The sequence below is a fragment of the Abyssibius alkaniclasticus genome (assembly GCF_020447305.1).
Classification (GTDB): Bacteria; Pseudomonadota; Alphaproteobacteria; order Rhodobacterales; family Rhodobacteraceae; genus Abyssibius; species Abyssibius alkaniclasticus.
In genome coordinates this window covers 466,841-484,135 of the sequence record NZ_CP095732.1, presented here as the reverse complement: position 1 = coordinate 484,135, position 17,295 = coordinate 466,841, and the positions used below count along the sequence as shown (strand labels likewise).

Genomic DNA, 17,295 nt, shown 5'->3' with positions numbered 1-17,295 from the left:
CTGTTTCGCGCCCAGTTGCCACAGGGGGGCGGGCTTGTCAAAGGCTTTAGAGGCATTTGCCCAGGCCGGAGCAATGCCGTGGCGGCAATTGTTGCATCTGCGAATAAGCCTTGCCGCGCTGCAAAACCGGGCGTAACGTCGCAAAACTGTAAACAGTCCCCGGAGAGCGAATGCTTTATCACGCCTACGAAATGACACATGCAGCCCTGTCGCCGATGCGGGCTGCCGCGCAGTTCAGCCGTGAAACCCTGCAAAATCCACTTAACCCCTTTGCCGCCAGCTATGGCGCGCGGGCCACGGCTGCGGCGTTTGAAATGTTCATCTCTGCCACGCGCCGCTATGGCAAACCCGAATTTGGCCTTGCCACCACGCTGGTTGACGGCGTTGAAACCCCGGTCGTTGAAGAGATCACCCAGCGCCTGCCCTTTGGCGATTTGCTGCATTTCCGCCGCGACACACCCGCCGCCGCCCGCCGTAACGACCCGAAATTGCTGATTGTTGCGCCCATGTCGGGCCATTACGCGACCCTGCTGCGCGGCACGGTTGCCGCCATGTTGCCCACGCATGATGTCTACATCACCGATTGGACCGATGCGCGTGACATTCCGCTGGCCGAAGGCAGCTTCGGGCTGGATGACTATGTCGACTACCTCATCAAATTCTGCGAAACGCTGGGGGCCGATGGCACGCGCCCCGCTGTGCTGGCCGTCTGCCAGCCAGGCGTGCCGATGATGGTTGCCTCGGCGCTGATGTCGGCGCGCGGCGATGCGTTCCGCCCGTCAAGTATTGCGCTGATGGGCTCGCCGGTTGATACCGCGATCAACCCGAAACAGCCCAACGAGCTGGCCACCAGCAACCCGCTTTCGTGGTTTGAAAACAACGTTGTCACCACCGTGCCCTGGCCGAACAAGGGGTTTATGCGCCGCGTCTATCCCGGCTTTTTGCAGCTTTCGGGCTTCATGACGATGAATTTCGAACGGCATATGGATGCCCATGTCAGCCAGTTCCACAATCTTACGCAGGGCGACGGGGAATCGGCGGAATCGCACAATAAATTCTATGACGAGTATAACGCGGTAATGGACCTGTCGGCCGATTTCTACCTCGAAACCATCGAGCGCGTGTTCCAAAAGCGGCTTCTGGCGCAAAACGCCTATGAATATCGCGGCAGGCGCATCGATATGGGCGCGGTCACAGACACCGCCTATATGACGATCGAAGGTGAAAAGGACGACATTACCGGCCTTGGCCAGACCGAGGCCGCGCTTGGCCTGCTGTCAAACTTGCCCGATGCGCAAAAGCTGCATTATGTGCAGGAAGGCGTGGGCCATTACGGTGTGTTCAACGGGCGCCGCTGGCGGGGCGAGATCCAGCCGCGGCTGGCCGCGTTCATCGCCGCGCATCGCGCTGCCCCCGCAAAGCCCCGTGTTTCGAAGGGCTGAACGCGCCCAAGGCGGCACGGTGCTGCACCTGGACGACCCCAAGGCTGCCGTGCATTTGCGCACACATGCCCGCGCCCGCAAGCTGACATTGCGGGTCTCATCGGTCGATGGCACCGTGACCCTGACCATGCCGCCACGCCTGCCCCTGGCCGAAGCACGCGCCTTTCTGGCCCGTCAGGCCGATTGGCTGCGCCCCAGGCTGGACGCCGCGCCCACGCTTATCCCCGTCACCAGCCTCACCCATATCCCCTTTCAGGGCGAAGACCTGCCGCTGCGCCCGCATTCCGGCAAGCGCGCGCAATTCGCCCCCGGCGTGCTGCTGCTGCCACAGGGCGAGGGCGCGGGCCCCGCTTTGGCGCGGCTGCTGAAAGCGCGTGCGCGGCTGGCTTTGGCCGAGGCGAGCGAGTGTTACGCCGCCGCCCTTGGCCGGCCCTATGGCCGCATCACTTTGCGCGACCCGCGCGGGCGCTGGGGCTCGTGTTCATCGCGCGGCGATCTGATGTTTGCATGGCGGCTGATCCTTGCGCCGCCCGCCGTGTTGGACTATGTGGCCGCGCATGAGGTGGCCCATCTGGCGGAAATGAACCATTCACCCGAGTTCTGGGCCGTTGTGGCGCGGCTTATGCCCGATTATGTCACCCCGCGCGACTGGCTGCGCGCCCACGGCGCCAGCCTGCACAGGTTCGACTTTTCTTGACTCTGCCGCGCTTTGTGATCACAAATTCACGATGATCAGACCGCGCCCCATCCAGACAGACCTTGTTTTGCCCGCGCATGAAGTGCTGTATCGTGCGCTGCGCACACGCATCATGCATGGGGAAATGGAGCCGGGCGAAAGCCTGACGCTGCGCGGCATTGCGGCAGCGCATGGTGTTTCGATGACCCCGGCGCGCGAGGCGGTGCGCCGGCTGGTGGCCGAAGGCGCGCTGAAAATGACGCAATCGGGCCGTGTTTCAACGCCCGAGCTTTCCAACGAGCGGATCGAGGAGCTGGCATCGCTGCGCGCCTTGCTGGAGCCTGAACTGGCCGCCCGCGCCCTGCCGCGCGCCCATGCGGCGCTGATCGAGCGGATGAGCGCCATCAATGCCACGGTTGACCAGATGATCGTAAAGGCCGATTCAACCGGCTATGTGCGCACCAATCTGGAGTTTCACCGGCTGCTCTATTTGCGCGCGCAAGCGCCCGCCATGCTGGCGCTGACTGAGACCGTCTGGCTGCAAGCCGGGCCGACGATGCGCGCGCTTTACCAGCGGCTGCGGCGGCGGCAGGGCAGCGAGCATCATCGCACGATACTGGCCTGTTTGCGGGCAGGCGATGAGCCGGGATTGCGCCTTGCGGTGCGCGCCGATGTGACCAACGGGTTGCGGATGCTGCTCGCCTGAAGCCGGCGGCTGGGGGTGTTGCCCCCGTCAGATGCCTCCGGCGGGGATATTTTTGAGCAAAAGATGATCAGGCGTGAACCGCGCCGTCACCACAGGCCAGAGCCGCTTCGCGCATGGCTTCCGAGAAGGTTGGATGCGCATGGCAGGTGCGGGCAATGTCCTCGGCACTGGCGCCGAACTCCATTGCCACGCAAATTTCGTGGATAAGCTCGCCCGCCGAAGGGCCGATCAGGTGGCAGCCAAGCACGCGGTCGGTATCCTTGTCGGCAAGGATCTTGACGAAGCCATCGCCCGCGAACACCGCCTTGGCGCGGGCATTGCCCATGAAGCTGAACTTGCCCACCTTATAGGCGCGGCCCTCGTCTTTCAGCTGCTCTTCGGTCTGGCCCACGCTGGCCACTTCGGGGGCGGTGTAAATGACACCGGGAATGACGCCGTAATTCACATGGCCCGCCTGGCCGGCAATGGTTTCGGCCACGGCAATGCCTTCATCCTCGGCCTTATGGGCGAGCATCGGGCCCACAATCACATCGCCAATCGCGTAGATACTCTCGATATTCGTGCGCCAATGCGCATCGGTTTTCACCTGTTTGCGCTCGGTCATCTCCACGCCCAGTTCTGCCAGCCCCAGCCCTTCGGTATAGGGGCGGCGGCCTGTGGCGACGAGAACGCACTCGGCCTCCAACGCGGCCTCTTTGTCGTTCTTGCGCAGTTTGTAGCTGACCGTGGCCTTGGATTTCGTCGCCTTCACGCCCTGCACAGCCGCGCCCATGATGAATTTCAGCCCCTGTTTGGCGAGCATCCGCTGGAAGACCTTGCAGATCTCGCCATCCATACCGGGGGTGATCGCGTCCAAGTATTCAACCACCGTCACCTCGGTGCCAAGGCGCGCATAGACGCTGCCCATTTCCAGCCCGATCACGCCCGCGCCAATCACCACCATCGATTTTGGCACTTTCGGCAGGCTCAGCGCGCCGGTCGATGTGACAACAACCTTCTCGTCCACCTCGACACCCGGCAGGGTGGAGGGTTCGGAGCCTGTCGCGATGACGATATTCTTGGCCTTATGCACATCATCGCCAACCGTCACCTCGTCCTTCGCGGTGATCTTGCCCCAGCCCTTGATATAGTCGACCTTGTTCTTCTTGAACAAAAACTCGATGCCCTGGGTATTGGCTTTGATGACATCATCCTTATAGCCAATCATCTTGCCCCAATCGACCGTGGGTTTGCCGCCCATCAGGCCCATTTTCTCGAAATTATGCTCGGCCTCGTGCAAGGAATGGCTGGCATGGAGCAGCGCCTTTGACGGGATACAGCCGACATTTAGGCAAGTGCCCCCCAGCGCGCCGCGTCCTTCAACACAGGCCACCTTCAGCCCCAGTTGCGCGCAGCGAATGGCGCAGACATAGCCGCCGGGGCCGCCGCCGATGATGATTACGTCATAGTCAGCCATTTTTATTACTCCTTAACAGCAGTCATGCGCAGCTCACATGAGTTTTGAAGTTTTGTGCGGCACCATCTCGGCAGGGTTTACGCCCGGATCCGATCGGGCCCTCTGCGGCCTGGACCCATCACAGGTCCATCAACAGCCGGCGCGGGTCTTCCAGCGCCTCTTTCACGCGCACAAGGAATGTCACCGCACCTTTGCCATCGACCACGCGGTGGTCATAGCTCAGCGCCAGATACATCATCGGGCGGATGACGATTTCGCCGTTCACCACCATCGGCCGGTCCTGGATCTTGTGCATCCCCAGAATGCCCGATTGTGGCGGGTTCAGGATGGGTGAGGACATCAGCGAGCCGTAGACGCCACCGTTGGAAATGGTGAAGCTGCCGCCCTGCATATCGGCCATGGAAAGTTTGCCGTCGCGCGCCTTCAGGCCCAGTTCGGAAATGGTTTTCTCGATCTCGGCAAAGCCCATCTGGTCGGCATCGCGCACCACGGGCACGACTAGCCCGGTGGGGGTGCCCACGGCCACGCCCATATGCACATAGTTCTTGTAAACCACATCGGTGCCGTCAATCTCGGCATTCACTTCCGGCACTTCGCGCAACGCATGGCAGCAGGCTTTCGTGAAGAAAGACATGAAGCCGAGCTTCACGCCGTGCTTCTTTTCAAATATCACCTTGTATTCGTTGCGCAAATCCATCACCGCCGACATATCCACCTCGTTATAGGTGGTCAGCATGGCGGCGGTGTTCTGCGCGTCTTTCAGGCGGCGCGCAATGGTCTGGCGCAGGCGGGTCATGCGCACGCGCTCTTGCCGGCTTTCATCATCGGCGGCCACGGGCGCGCGCGGGGCGGCGGGGGCGTCAGCCGGTTTGGCGGCGGCGGTTTGCACATCTTCCTTCATGATGCGCCCGTCGCGGCCTGTGCCTTTCACATCATCCGGGCTTAGCCCCTTTTCGGCCATCGCCTTCTTGGCGGAAGGAGCATCCTCCACATCCTTCTTGCCAGCGGGCGCGGCTTCGGCCTTCTTCTCGGCCTTGGCCCCATCGCCCAGAACCAGCGCTTCGGGCTTTCTGGCGGGGGCATCCGCCCCTTCGATGATGGTGCCGAGCAGCGCGTTCACACCCACGGTTTCACCCTCGGCGGCGACGATCTCGCCAAGCGTGCCGGCGGCCTGTGCGGGCACTTCAACCGTTACCTTGTCGGTTTCAAGCTCGCACAGCATTTCATCAACCGCCACGGCATCGCCCGGTTTTTTATACCATGTGGCGATGGTGGCTTCGGTTACACTTTCGCCCAGCGTCGGGACGCGGATTTCGATGCTCATGGTGTTATCCTTCCAATGTCAGCGCGTCATTGACCAGCGCGGCTTGTTGTTCCTGGTGCAGCTTGGCCAGCCCTGTGGCGGGCGAGGCGGCAGCCGGGCGGCCCACATAGCGCGGGCGGGTATGGGCCGCGCCAATGCGTTCCAGCACCCATTCGATATTCGGCTCGATAAAGCTCCACGCGCCCTGGTTCTTCGGCTCTTCCTGGCACCAGATAATCTCGGCATTCTTGAAGCGTTTCAGCTCGGTCGACATGGCCTGCGCCGGGAAGGGGTAGAACTGCTCGACCCGCATCAGATAGACATTGTTCAGCCCGCGCGCATCGCGTTCGGCCAGCAGGTCGAAATAGACCTTGCCGGAACACAGCACCACGCGCTTGATCTTGCTGTCGGCCACCAGTTTCGTATCCGAATTGCCGTATTGCGCATCATCCCACAGCACGCGGTGAAAGGAGGAGCCTTCGGCCATTTCCTCAAGCTTGCTGACGGCGCCCTTATGGCGCAGCAGCGATTTCGGCGTGAAGATGATCAGCGGTTTGCGAATGCTCCGGTGCAACTGGCGGCGCAGAATGTGGAAATAGTTGGCCGGGGTCGTGCAATTGGCCACAATCCAGTTATCTTCCGCGCATTGCTGCAAGAAGCGTTCGGGGCGGGCCGAGGAATGCTCCGGCCCTTGCCCTTCATAGCCATGCGGCAGCAGCATCACGAGGCCCGACATGCGCAGCCATTTCTTCTCGCCCGAGGAAATGAACTGGTCGATCATGATCTGCGCGCCGTTCACAAAATCACCGAACTGCGCTTCCCACAGGGTCAGCGCACGGGGTTCGGCCAGCGAATAGCCATATTCAAAGCCCAGAACCGCGTATTCCGACAGCATGGAATCCACCGCCTCATAGCTTGCCTGGCCTTCGCGGATATGGTTCAGCGACAGGTAGCGTTCTTCGGTTGTCTGGTCGATAATGCCCGAATGGCGTTGGCTGAATGTGCCGCGCGTGCTGTCCTGGCCCGACAGGCGCACCGGAAAGCCTTCCAGCAGCAGGCTGCCAAAGGCCAGCGCCTCGGCGGTGGCCCAGTCGATGCCCTCGCCGCTGTCGATCATCGCCTTGCGGTTTTCCAGCAGGCGCGCCACGGTTTTATGCGGATTGTAGCCTTCGGGCAGGCGGTGCAGGGCCGCGCCCACCTCTTTCAGCCTGTCCAGCGGGGCCGAGGTTTTGCCACGGTCATAATCGGCGCCCTGCTTTTCCATGCCCGACCAGCGCCCGTCCAGCCAGTCGGCCTTGTTGGGCTTATAGTCCTTGCCGATCTCGAATTCGTCATTCAGATGCGCCTGGAACTTGGCCTTGATGTCATCGATCTCGCCTTCGGGGATCAGCCCGTCGGCCACCAGACGCTCGGTATAAATCTGCAATGTGGTCTTGTGCTTCTTGATGTTGGTATACATCGACGGCTGGGTGAACATCGGCTCGTCACCCTCGTTATGGCCAAAGCGGCGATAGCAGAAAATATCCAGCACCACATCCTTGCCGAATTTCTGGCGATACTCGATCGCCACGCGCGCGGCATGAACCACGGCTTCGGGGTCATCGCCGTTCACATGGAAGATCGGCGCTTCCACCATCAGCGCGATATCGGTCGGGTAGGGGGATGAGCGGCTGTTATGCGGTGAGGTGGTAAAGCCGATCTGGTTGTTCACGATGATATGGATCGTTCCGCCCGCGCGGTGGCCCTTCAGCCCCGACAGGCCAAAACATTCAGCCACAACACCCTGGCCGGCAAAGGCCGCATCGCCGTGCAGCAGCAGCGGCAGCACCTTCTTGCGCTCGGTATCCTTGAGCTGTTCCTGCTTGGCGCGCACCTTGCCGATGACAACGGGGTTCACCGCCTCCAGATGGCTGGGATTGGCGGTGAGCGACAGATGCACCTCGTTGCCATCGAACTCGCGGTCCGAACTGGCGCCAAGGTGGTATTTCACATCGCCCGAGCCATCGACATCTTCGGGCTTGAAGCTGCCGCCCTGAAATTCGTTGAAAATGGCGCGGAAGGGTTTGCCCATCACATTGGCCAGCACCGACAGGCGGCCCCGATGCGGCATCCCGATCACGATATCCTGCACACCCAGCGCGCCACCGCGCTTGATGATCTGCTCCATCGCCGGAATAAGCGCCTCGCCGCCATCAAGGCCGAAACGCTTGGTGCCCATGTATTTCACATGCAGGAATTTCTCGAACCCCTCGGCCTCGACCAGCTTGTTCAAAATCGCGCGGCGCCCTTCGCGGGTGAAGGCGATTTCCTTGCCGTAGCCCTCGATCCGCTCTTTCAGCCAGGCCGCCTGTTCGGGGTTGGAAATATGCATGTATTGCATGGCAAATGTGCCGCAATAGGTGCGCTTCACCATGTCGAGGATCTCGCGCATACTGGCGGTTTCCAGCCCCAGCACATTGTCGATATAGATCGGGCGGTCCATATCCGCCGCGCCAAACCCGTAGGTGGCCGGGTCAAGCTCGGGCATTTCGGGGCTATGGGTCAGGCCGAGCGGGTCCAGATCAGCGGCCAGATGCCCGCGAATGCGGTAGGCGCGGATCAGCATCAGCGCGCGCAGACTGTCCAGCACCGCCTGCTTATGGCCAACTTCGGAGACAGGCGCACCGCTGGCTGCGGCTTTCGCCTTGATCTTGTCGGCAATCGCCGGCCATTGGCCATCAAGCGCGGCGGTCAGCTCATCTGCGGCGGCAGGCGGCCAATCGGCCCGCGCCCAGCTTGGCCCGGCGGCGGCCCGCACAGCCGCCTCACCCTCATCCAGTTCCTTGAAGTAATCCGCCCAGCTTCTGTCAACCGAAGACGGGTCGGCCACATAGGCCGCATAAAGCTGGTCAACATAGGCCGCATTATGGCCCTGCAGGAACGAGGAATCGTGAAATTCTTTATTCGGTGAGTGTTCGGTCATAACAGCGTCAGGTCGCGCCTGCTCCCAAAAAGCGGCCCAAGCGGGCCAAGTTCATAAGCCTGCGCACCCGATGCTCCGGCGCACAGGCCGTTGGTGTTTACCCAATCGCCTTCAGCACAGCCTCGCCAAGCCCGGCGGGGCTGTCGGCAACAACAATGCCCGCGGCGCGCATGGCTTCGATCTTGCTTTCCGCATCGCCCTTGCCGCCCGAAACAATCGCACCGGCATGGCCCATGCGGCGGCCCGGCGGGGCTGTGCGCCCGGCGATGAAGCCGGCGGTGGGTTTGCTGCGGCCTTTCTTGGCCTCGTCGATCAGGAATTGCGCGGCCTGTTCTTCGGCATCGCCACCAATTTCACCGATCATGATAATCGCCTGGGTTTCGTCATCTGCCAGAAACCATTCCAGCACGTCGATATGCTCGGTGCCCTTGATCGGGTCGCCACCAATGCCAACACAGGTCGACTGGCCAAGCCCGGCGGCAGTGGTCTGGGCCACGGCCTCATAGGTGAGCGTGCCGGAGCGGCTGACAACACCGACCGAGCCGCGCTTGTGGATATGGCCGGGCATGATGCCGATCTTGCATTCATCCGGGGTAATCACACCGGGGCAGTTCGGCCCGATCAGCCGTGATCTGGAGCCGATGAGCGCACGCTTCACCTTCATCATATCCAGCACCGGAATGCCCTCGGTGATGCAGACGATCAGCTCAAGCTCGGCGTCGATCGCCTCCAGAATGGCATCGGCGGCAAAGGGCGGCGGCACATAAATCGCCGTGGCATTGGCGCCGGTCACATGGCGCGCCTCGGCGACCGTGTTGAAAATCGGCAGGCCGATATGGCTTTGCCCGCCCTTGCCGGGTGTGACCCCGCCCACCATTTTCGTGCCATAGGCCATTGCCTGTTCGGAATGGAACGTGCCCTGCGAGCCGGTCAGCCCCTGGCAGATAACTTTGGTATTCTTGTCGACGAGTACGGCCATGATTCAGATGTCCACTTGCAATTGCGGCACGCTCATCCGGCGCGCCCGGTTATTGTTTATGCGGGCTGTCATCATCACAACCCGTTTGCCCGTGCGATGGCGCTATAGGTGCCGCCGCTGGTGGTTTGGAAAAACACGCCGACGCCGGGAATGCGCAGCGCCGCGAAACTGCTGGCCAGCGCGCCCGCGCCGGAATCCGAACGAAAGACCATTGTGCAGCGCCAGTTGCCCGGATTGTCGTATATCCGGAACTGCGCGTTCAGGCTGCGATGGTAGAACACATCGATCGGCGCTTCGGAAAACTGGCCGCTGGCGCGCATCTGCGGCGCGGCTTCGGCAAAGCTTGGTGCCGTCGCCCCGCAAACCTGCCGAAACAGGCTAACGGCCGTGCCGGTTGGCAGGTTGGCCTTGCCCGGCCCCACACGGGTGGGCAGGTTATAGGGCTGGTTGGGCAGATCCATTGGCACGCAGCCCGCCAACCCAAGGCTGGCGGCCAGAAAAGCGGCTTTTGCGGAAGAAAAGATCAACCCTTGACCGCCTTCACGATTTTATCTGCCGCATCGGAAAGATTGTCGGCAGCAATCACGTTCAGGCCGGATTCATTGATGATCTTCTTGCCAAGCTCCACATTCGTGCCTTCAAGCCGCACGACCAGCGGCACCTGCAGGCCGACTTCCTTCACGGCCACGATCACGCCTTCGGCGATCACATCGCAGCGCATGATGCCGCCGAAGATATTCACCAGAATCCCCTTCACATTGGGGTCGGATGTGATGATCTTGAACGCCTCGGTCACCTTTTCGGTGGTGGCACCGCCGCCAACATCGAGGAAATTCGCCGGGGCCGAGCCGTAAAGCTTGATGATATCCATCGTCGCCATCGCAAGGCCGGCGCCGTTCACCATGCAGCCGATCTCGCCATCCAGCGCGATGTAATTCAGGTCGAACTTGCTGGCGGCGAGTTCCTTCGGGTCTTCCTCGGTTTCATCGCGCAGCGCCAGAATATCGGCCTGACGGTAGAGCGCGTTAGAATCAAACCCCATTTTCGCATCAAGGCATTTCAGGTCGCCATCCGTGGTCACGATCAGCGGGTTGACCTCGAGCATCTCGCAGTCTTTTTCCACGAACATCTTGTAAAGCGTGTTGATCAGCGCCACGCATTGCTTCACCTGCTTGCCCTCAAGCCCCAGCGCGAAGGCAACCTGACGGCCATGAAAGCCTGAAATGCCGCTGGCCGGGTCCACCGTGAAGGTCTGCACCTTTTCCGGCGTGCTATGCGCGACCTCCTCGATATCCATCCCGCCCTCGGTCGAGCAGACAAAGGCAATGCGCGAAGTCGCGCGGTCGACCAGCACGGCCAGATACAGCTCACGCGCAATATCGGCACCGCTTTCGATATAGATGCGGTTCACCTGCTTGCCCGCCGGGCCGGTCTGCTTGGTCACCAGGGTGCGCCCGAGCATCTTTTGCGCCTCTTCGGCGGCTTCGGCGACCGATTTGGTGATGCGCACACCGCCCGCTTCGCCCGCCGAGGCTTCCTTGAACTTGCCCTTGCCGCGCCCGCCGGCGTGGATTTGGGCCTTCACAACCCAGATCGGGCCATCAAGCTCGCCCGCGGCCGATTTTGCTTCTTCGGCGCGCAGCACCGCGCGGCCTTCGGATACGGGCGCGCCGTAGTCCTTCAGAAGTTTCTTGGCCTGGTATTCGTGGATATTCATGGCAGCGCCCTTTCTGTTCGGTCCGGCGGTTTTGCACCCAAAAGGCTGCGAAATCCTTACCCGGTTCACCCCTCCCTATGCCATGCGCCCGCACAACATAAAACGTATTCCTGTGGAATCATCGCGCTTCGGCAGATAATTCCGTGTTTTGTGATCACACGCGAAAATTGTGTGATCACAAAGCCGCGTTCAGTTCAGAAATGCGGCAAACATAAGCCCGTCGCCCTGCACCATCCGGTCAAATGCGCGCCAGCTTGCGGCGTCGATCAGCGGGCCCTGCTCCATATAGGGCAGCAATGCGAATCCCTGCAAAAAGCCGACAATATCGACCGGCGGCGGGTCCATGAACAGCTTGCGGATATTGAGCCCCGCCCCCGGACCAAGCCGCCAGAAAGGCACCAGCTTGTCGCCCGTCAGCATCGCCTCAAGGTCGAACAGCACCGCCTGCCAGGCCTGTCCGGCATCCGCGGGCAAAACCAGCCCAAGCGCGGAAACCTGATTCTTGTTGGGAATCCACTCGCCCATATTATCGCTTTCAGCCGCCAGCGCCGCCCAGAAGGCGCGGTTCTCGCTGATCATGCTTAGAAAATGCGCATGGGCGGCGCGGGTATTGGTGGGGTCGGGCTGTTGGCGCAGGGCTTGGTAGAGCATCGTGAAATAATCCAGCCAATTGTCAAAATCCCCGCCAATCATCATCGCGCCCATATTCATCGGATTGGTGCCAAGGGCGGCGAATTCGGCGCGCACTTCAATCATCTGCGCAATGGCGGCGGTGGGGTCGAAGGCTGCGACCATGTCGGACAGGCCCGAAAGCAGATGCGTATAGGCGGCCAGCCAGCGGGCATCGGCATAGTCAAAGCGCACCACCACCGGCGCGCTGGTTTCATTCAGCCGCCGGTCCAGCGCGGCCGAGGCGATATTGGCCATAGCCTCGCCCGCCTGGCGCTGCCCGTCGGCATTCACATCAAACCAGATATCGGTAATGTTGATGGTCGCGCCAAAATCCGCCCCTTGCGGGATTTGTTCCAGAAAGCCGCGCGCCAGGTCCATATCGGCATCCATATCGGCGAAAATCCGGCTGACCAGTGCAGGTTCAAACGCCAGCGGGGCGGGGTTGGGGGCGATGGGCAGGCGCAGCACCGGAATATCGGTGCCCTGCATGGTCGCGCCATAGGTCCAGCGGGTTTGCATACTGCGCTCGACCCCGCGCAAAAACGCCAGCCCGCCTTGCAGGAACAGCGAGCCCGGGTCGGTCTTGCCCGCAAGCTCGGCCTGTGCAGCGGCAATTCCGCCCGTGGCAAGCGTGGCGTTGATCGGGTGCAGCGCCTGTGCATTGGCGGCCGGGCTGAAGGCAAGGGCAATCAACAGAATGATGCGGCGCATGGCGGCTCCTATTGCTTTTGGTGCAGCCTAGGGGGGAATCGCGCCACTGTCCAACGGCCTGTCAGCGTGCGGCGGCCAGCAGCGCATCAACATCCAGATGCGCCTCGATATGCGCGGCCAGCGCCTCCAGCGCCGCTTCGACCCCGGCGCCATATTCCGCCGCCCCCGCCACGCCCTGTGCCGCCAGCCAGGCATGGCGAAACGCGTCCTGGGTGAACATGCCGTGCAAATAGCTGCCCGCGATCTGCCGGTTGGCGGAACTGGCCCCTTCGGCCACACCGCCCACCGTAAACACAGGCCGCGCGCAATCGGCCCCCGTGGTTTGCCCGATATGAATTTCATAGCCCTGAACCCACGCGCCGCTGGCGATATGCACGGCCTCGACCTCGCTCACCCGTTTGGCGGCTTGCATGGTGGTGCGCACATCGAGCAGGCCCAGCCCGGCTACAGCGCCCGGCGCGCCCTCAATCCCCTCCGGGTCGGCAATCTCGCGCCCCAGCATCTGGTAGCCGCCGCAAATGCCCAGCACATGCCCCCCACGGCGGATATGCGCGGCAAGGTCCACATCCCAGCCCTGGGCGCGGAAATAGGCCAGATCGGCGATTGTGGCCTTGCTGCCGGGGATCAGCACCAGATCGGCATCGCCGGGCAGGGGCTGTCCGGCGCGCACCATCGTAATGCGCAGGCCCGGCTCGGCCATCAGCGGGTCCAGATCATCGAAATTGGCGATCCGGCTGAGCGCGGGCACGGCGATATGGTAGCCCCCCGCACCGCCGCTGCGCAAATCCAGCGCATCTTCGGCGGGCAGGGCATGGGCCTGGGGGAACCACGGCAAGACGCCAAAGCCGCGCCAGCCGGTATGGGCCTCAATCGCGGCATAACCCGCGTCAAACAGGCGCGGGTCGCCGCGAAACTTGTTCACCAGAAAGCCCGCAATCAGCGCGCGGTCCGAAGCATCCAGCACCGCTTGGGTGCCCACGATCTGCGCAATCACCCCGCCCCGGTCGATATCGCCGGCCAGCACCACCGGCACATCATGCGCGGCGGCAAAGCCCATATTGGCAATATCGCCGGCGCGCAGGTTGATCTCGGCCGGGCTGCCCGCGCCTTCGACAAGCACCAGATCGGCCCCCTGCCGCAGCCGCGCAAAGCTCTCACCCACCGCCGCCATAAGCTGCGGCTTCAGGGCTGCATAATCGCGCGCGCGCAGCGTGGTCAGCCGCTTGCCCTGCACGATGACCGCGCTGCCGGTTTCTGATTCCGGCTTCAGCAGAACCGGGTTCATATGCACCGATGCCGCCACCCCGCAGGCCAGCGCCTGCAAGGCTTGCGCGCGGCCTATTTCGCCACCATCTGCCGCCACGGCAGCGTTGTTCGACATATTCTGCGGCTTGAACGGGCGCACGACCAGCCCACGGTTGCGCGCAGCCCGGCACAGCCCGGCCACCAGCATGGATTTCCCTACGTTCGACCCTGTGCCCTGGATCATCAGGCTTCTGGCGCGGCTCATGGCCACTGCTTGCCATAGCAACCCCGCTTAGGCAATTGCCTTAAAATGGCGGGCGGGCATAGCGGCGCTGGCGCAGTTCCAGCCGCCGGATATCGCGCTGTTTGTTGCTGATGCGCGCTTCGAGTTGCTCGATCAGCAGCAATTCTTCCGGCGTCGGGGTCGGGTTCAGCAAAATCGTCTGGATTTCGGCGCGCAGCCGCGAAATGTCGCGGCGCGCATCGTCGATCTCCTGTTCAAATTCGTAGTAATCCAGACCCCAGTTATAGGCATAGCGCATGTTGTCGCGCTGCTGCGGCGTGCAGACCGGCGAAACATCGCGCCCGTCGCGCCCCAGCCTATAGGCATTTTCCGGGCTGCAATATTGCACCAGCCCCGCGTTGCGCCCCGATGTCCAGGCCGCCAGATCGGGCGTTATCCCAAGCTCGCCACAGGCGTCACGATGGGCGTTGATATAGCTGGGCGCGCGCCCGGCCGCGCCGTCGGCAAAGCCGATCTCGGCCCAGTTTCCGGTGGCACATTGCTGCGGAGTCAGGCTGGCACAGGCGCTCAGGCCAAATGCCAGCGTCAGAAAGCCTGTGGCAAAGCGTATCGACATGATGAATCCTTTTGCATGGCCCGTGCTTTGCCTGATACTACGCGCATCACGCGCCAGACTTGGCAGAAAAACCGCATTCATAACCTTGTTAGGCAGGATAATGCCGAAAATCAGCTCATTTACCACACTTGTCTGGCTTGCCATCGTGGCATTGGCTGCCGTCTCGGCGCTGTTTGTGCTTTGGCCGGGGCTGGATCTGGCCATCGCGCGCTGGTTTGGCGATGCGACGGGCTTTTGGCTGGCGCAACAAGGCTGGGCAATTGCCCTGCGGCTTGGCCTGCTATGGGCGACGCGGATCATCGCGCTGCTGGCGCTGCTCTGGCTGCTGCTTGCCCTGCTGCGCGGGGCACGGGCGCGCATCTCCTGGCGCTATCCGGCCTTTGCCTTTTTCTCATTCGCGCTTGGCCCCTGGCTGCTGGTGAACGAGCTGTTCAAAAACAACTGGGGCCGGGCGCGCCCCTATCAGCTTGCCGAATTCGGCGGCGAGGCAGGCTTTACCCCGGCCTGGAAAATCGCCGATCAATGCAGCACGAATTGCAGCTTTGTTTCGGGCGAGTCGGGGATGTCGGCCGCCACGGTGCTGGTGCTTCTGGTGCTGTTTGGCCGCGAAATGCCGGCCTGGGCGCGGGCGCTGCTTGTGGTGCTTGGCGTGGTTGGCGCAGCCTTGCGCATTCCCTTCGGCGGGCATTTCACCTCGGATGTGGTGATTGCCGCGCTGCTCTGCGCGCTGGTCGTTGCCGGGTTTTATGCCCTGCTGTTGCGCGGCCGCCCGCAGCCCGCCGCCATGTGGCGCGGCCTGCGCGACGATCTGCGCTTGCGCTAAAGCCGCCCGGCCAGATAGCGCCGCAGAAAATCGGCATCGCCATCCAGCCGCAACGCATCCAATGCCTGCGCGCGGCTCATGGCCCGCGCCTCGTGGAACGGCTCAGAGGGCTCGCCATAGCGCAGCACGGCGCGGGCCAGCCAGATATTGCAGGTTTTCGCGGCCCAGCGTTCGTATTCCGGCATATAGGTAAAGCGGCGATAGGCGCCAAGCCGGCGGATGGGGGCAATGCGCCAGCCGGTTTCCTCGAAGGCCTCGCGGTGCAGCGCGGCCAACTGCCCTTCGCCAGGGTCGATGCCACCGCCGGGCAGTTGCACCTCGTAATAGGGGCGGTGCTGCACGGTCATCAGCAGCCCGTTGCCATGCAGAATAATCGCATAGGCACCGGGGCGCGGCGGGTAGTATTGCCCTTCGACCACAGGCTCGCCAAACCGCCTCATGGGCGGGGGCTTTCGTGCAGGCGGGTTCGGTAAATCTGCATCAATCGGCCTGTGCTTTGGGTGGCGCACTCTGCCAAAAGCCGCCGCCTAGGGCAAGCGCGCCAGTTGCGCGGCCAGCCAGCTTTGCTCGGCGCTGTTGCTGCTGAGGTTTATCGCGCGCCGATAATCCTGCTTTGCCGCCGCGTGCGCGCCGAGCTGCGCGTGGATCTCGGCGCGGGTGGCGTAAAACGGCTGGTAGCTGGCCAAAGCCGCCTGAAGCGGCGCAAGCATTTCCAGCGCCGCGCCTGCATCGCCGCCAAAGGCAATGGCCGCCGCCCGGTTGAGTGTGACAACGGGCGAAGGCGCAAGCCCCTCCAGCGCCCGGTAAAGCCCGGCAATCTGCGCCCAGTCGGTTGCCGCAAAGCTTGCCGCCTCGGCGTGGAGTGCGGAAATCGCCGCCTGAATCTGGTAAGCACCGGGGTGGCGCTGCCCAAGCGCATGGGCCAGATGCGCGCGGCCCTTGGCGATAAGCCTTGCATCCCACAAACCACGGTCCTGATCGCGCAGGCTGACCAAGGCGCCGCTTTCAGTGCTGCGCGCACAGCGGCGTGATTCGTGCAGGTAGAGCAGGGCGAGCAGCCCCTCCACCTCGGGTTCGGGGCGCAGGGCGAACAGCAGTTCCGCCAGGTGCAGCGCCTCATGCGCCAGGTCGGTGCGGGTCGGGGTGTCGCCCTCATAGGCGCTATGGGCGGCGGTATAGATCAGGTAGACCACCGCCAGAACCTGATCGCGCCGTGCGGCAATATCCGCCGCCTCGGGCAGGCTGAAGGGAATGCCCGCGCCCGCGATTTTTGCCTTGGCGCGGGTAATGCGCGCCGCCATCGTGGTTTCCTGCACCAGAAAGGCGCGCGCAATCTCGCCCACGCTCAGCCCGCACAGGGTTTTCAGCGTCAGCGCGATTTGCGCTTCCGGGGCCAAAGCCGGGTGGCAGCAGGTGAAGATCAGCCGCAGGCGTTCATCGGGAATGGGGGTATCGGCATTCGGCATATCCTCTGCCTCCTCGGCCAGCATGGCGAGCGTGGCGCGCGCCAGCGGGGCGGCGCGCACCTTGGATTGGCGCAGCCTGTCCAGCGCCGCCCGCCGCGCCACGCTCAGCAACCAGGCGGGCGGATTGTCGGGCTGGCCACGCCTGGGCCATGTCTCGACCGCGCGCAAAAGGGCTGTCGCCAGCGCCTCCTCTGCAAGGTCAAAGTCGCGCAACCACGCAATCAGCGCCGCCAGAACCCGCCCGTAATGCGCGCGGATCATGGCGGCGAAATCAGGC

The 17,295-nt window shown here is 62.8% G+C and carries 15 protein-coding genes; 4 read left to right on the top strand and 11 right to left on the bottom strand.

What is annotated here, in order from left to right:
* Positions 1–170 precede the first annotated feature (170 nt).
* The 3 genes from LGT41_RS02590 to LGT41_RS02580 are packed head-to-tail and all read left to right on the top strand — an operon-like array spanning position 171 to position 2,824.
* Positions 171–1,442: a polyhydroxyalkanoate depolymerase gene (locus LGT41_RS02590; protein WP_274128470.1), complete on the top strand. Its 1,272-nt coding sequence runs from the start codon at positions 171–173 to the stop codon at positions 1,440–1,442.
* 19 nt (positions 1,443–1,461) lie between these two features.
* Positions 1,462–2,139 (top strand): M48 family metallopeptidase, encoded by a 678-nt coding sequence (locus tag LGT41_RS02585; protein WP_274128469.1) that lies wholly within the window; start codon positions 1,462–1,464, stop codon positions 2,137–2,139.
* Positions 2,140–2,170: 31 nt separating this feature from the next.
* Positions 2,171–2,824 carry a GntR family transcriptional regulator gene (locus LGT41_RS02580; RefSeq protein WP_274128468.1) on the top strand — a complete coding sequence of 218 codons (654 nt, stop codon included), beginning with the start codon at positions 2,171–2,173 and terminating at the stop codon, positions 2,822–2,824.
* Positions 2,825–2,891: 67 nt separating this feature from the next.
* On the opposite strand, the gene lpdA is transcribed toward LGT41_RS02580, so the two are convergent.
* The 9 genes from lpdA to LGT41_RS02535 all read right to left on the bottom strand — a co-directional run bounded on the left by lpdA (position 2,892) and on the right by LGT41_RS02535 (position 14,729).
* Positions 2,892–4,280: a dihydrolipoyl dehydrogenase gene (gene lpdA / locus LGT41_RS02575; RefSeq protein WP_274128467.1), complete on the bottom strand. Its 1,389-nt coding sequence runs from the start codon at positions 4,278–4,280 to the stop codon at positions 2,892–2,894.
* A gap of 118 nt (positions 4,281–4,398) precedes the next feature.
* Positions 4,399–5,604 carry a 2-oxoglutarate dehydrogenase complex dihydrolipoyllysine-residue succinyltransferase gene (gene odhB / locus LGT41_RS02570; RefSeq protein WP_274128466.1) on the bottom strand — a complete coding sequence of 402 codons (1,206 nt, stop codon included), beginning with the start codon at positions 5,602–5,604 and terminating at the stop codon, positions 4,399–4,401.
* A 4-nt stretch (positions 5,605–5,608) separates the two neighbouring features.
* Entirely contained in the window at positions 5,609–8,545 is a 2,937-nt protein-coding gene (locus tag LGT41_RS02565; RefSeq protein ID WP_274128465.1) for a 2-oxoglutarate dehydrogenase E1 component, read from the bottom strand.
* A 97-nt stretch (positions 8,546–8,642) separates the two neighbouring features.
* Positions 8,643–9,524 carry a succinate--CoA ligase subunit alpha gene (sucD, locus tag LGT41_RS02560; RefSeq protein WP_274128464.1) on the bottom strand — a complete coding sequence of 294 codons (882 nt, stop codon included), beginning with the start codon at positions 9,522–9,524 and terminating at the stop codon, positions 8,643–8,645.
* Between the two features lie 74 nt (positions 9,525–9,598).
* Positions 9,599–10,051 (bottom strand): hypothetical protein, encoded by a 453-nt coding sequence (locus LGT41_RS02555; protein ID WP_274128463.1) that lies wholly within the window; start codon positions 10,049–10,051, stop codon positions 9,599–9,601.
* The gene (gene sucC / locus LGT41_RS02550; protein WP_274128462.1) at positions 10,048–11,241 is read right to left on the bottom strand and encodes an ADP-forming succinate--CoA ligase subunit beta; all 1,194 of its coding nucleotides are present in this window, start codon (positions 11,239–11,241) and stop codon (positions 10,048–10,050) included. The genes LGT41_RS02555 and sucC overlap by 4 nt, the downstream gene beginning before the upstream one ends.
* A gap of 189 nt (positions 11,242–11,430) precedes the next feature.
* Complete coding sequence (locus tag LGT41_RS02545; RefSeq protein ID WP_274128461.1) at positions 11,431–12,624, bottom strand: hypothetical protein; 1,194 nt, start codon at positions 12,622–12,624, stop codon at positions 11,431–11,433.
* A 61-nt stretch (positions 12,625–12,685) separates the two neighbouring features.
* The gene (locus LGT41_RS02540; protein WP_274128460.1) at positions 12,686–14,134 is read right to left on the bottom strand and encodes a cobyric acid synthase; all 1,449 of its coding nucleotides are present in this window, start codon (positions 14,132–14,134) and stop codon (positions 12,686–12,688) included.
* 40 nt (positions 14,135–14,174) lie between these two features.
* Positions 14,175–14,729: a DUF2799 domain-containing protein gene (locus LGT41_RS02535; RefSeq protein WP_274128459.1), complete on the bottom strand. Its 555-nt coding sequence runs from the start codon at positions 14,727–14,729 to the stop codon at positions 14,175–14,177.
* Positions 14,730–14,829: 100 nt separating this feature from the next.
* On the opposite strand from LGT41_RS02535, the gene LGT41_RS02530 reads away from it, so the two are divergent.
* Positions 14,830–15,552: a phosphatase PAP2 family protein gene (locus LGT41_RS02530; protein ID WP_274128458.1), complete on the top strand. Its 723-nt coding sequence runs from the start codon at positions 14,830–14,832 to the stop codon at positions 15,550–15,552.
* On the opposite strand, the gene LGT41_RS02525 is transcribed toward LGT41_RS02530, so the two are convergent.
* On the bottom strand, positions 15,549–15,992 hold the full coding sequence (locus LGT41_RS02525; protein WP_274128457.1) for an NUDIX domain-containing protein: 444 nt from the start codon (positions 15,990–15,992) through the stop codon (positions 15,549–15,551). The genes LGT41_RS02530 and LGT41_RS02525 overlap by 4 nt on opposite strands.
* 87 nt (positions 15,993–16,079) lie before the next feature.
* The gene (locus tag LGT41_RS02520; protein WP_274128456.1) at positions 16,080–17,279 is read right to left on the bottom strand and encodes an RNA polymerase sigma factor; all 1,200 of its coding nucleotides are present in this window, start codon (positions 17,277–17,279) and stop codon (positions 16,080–16,082) included.
* Positions 17,280–17,295: the final 16 nt, after the last annotated feature.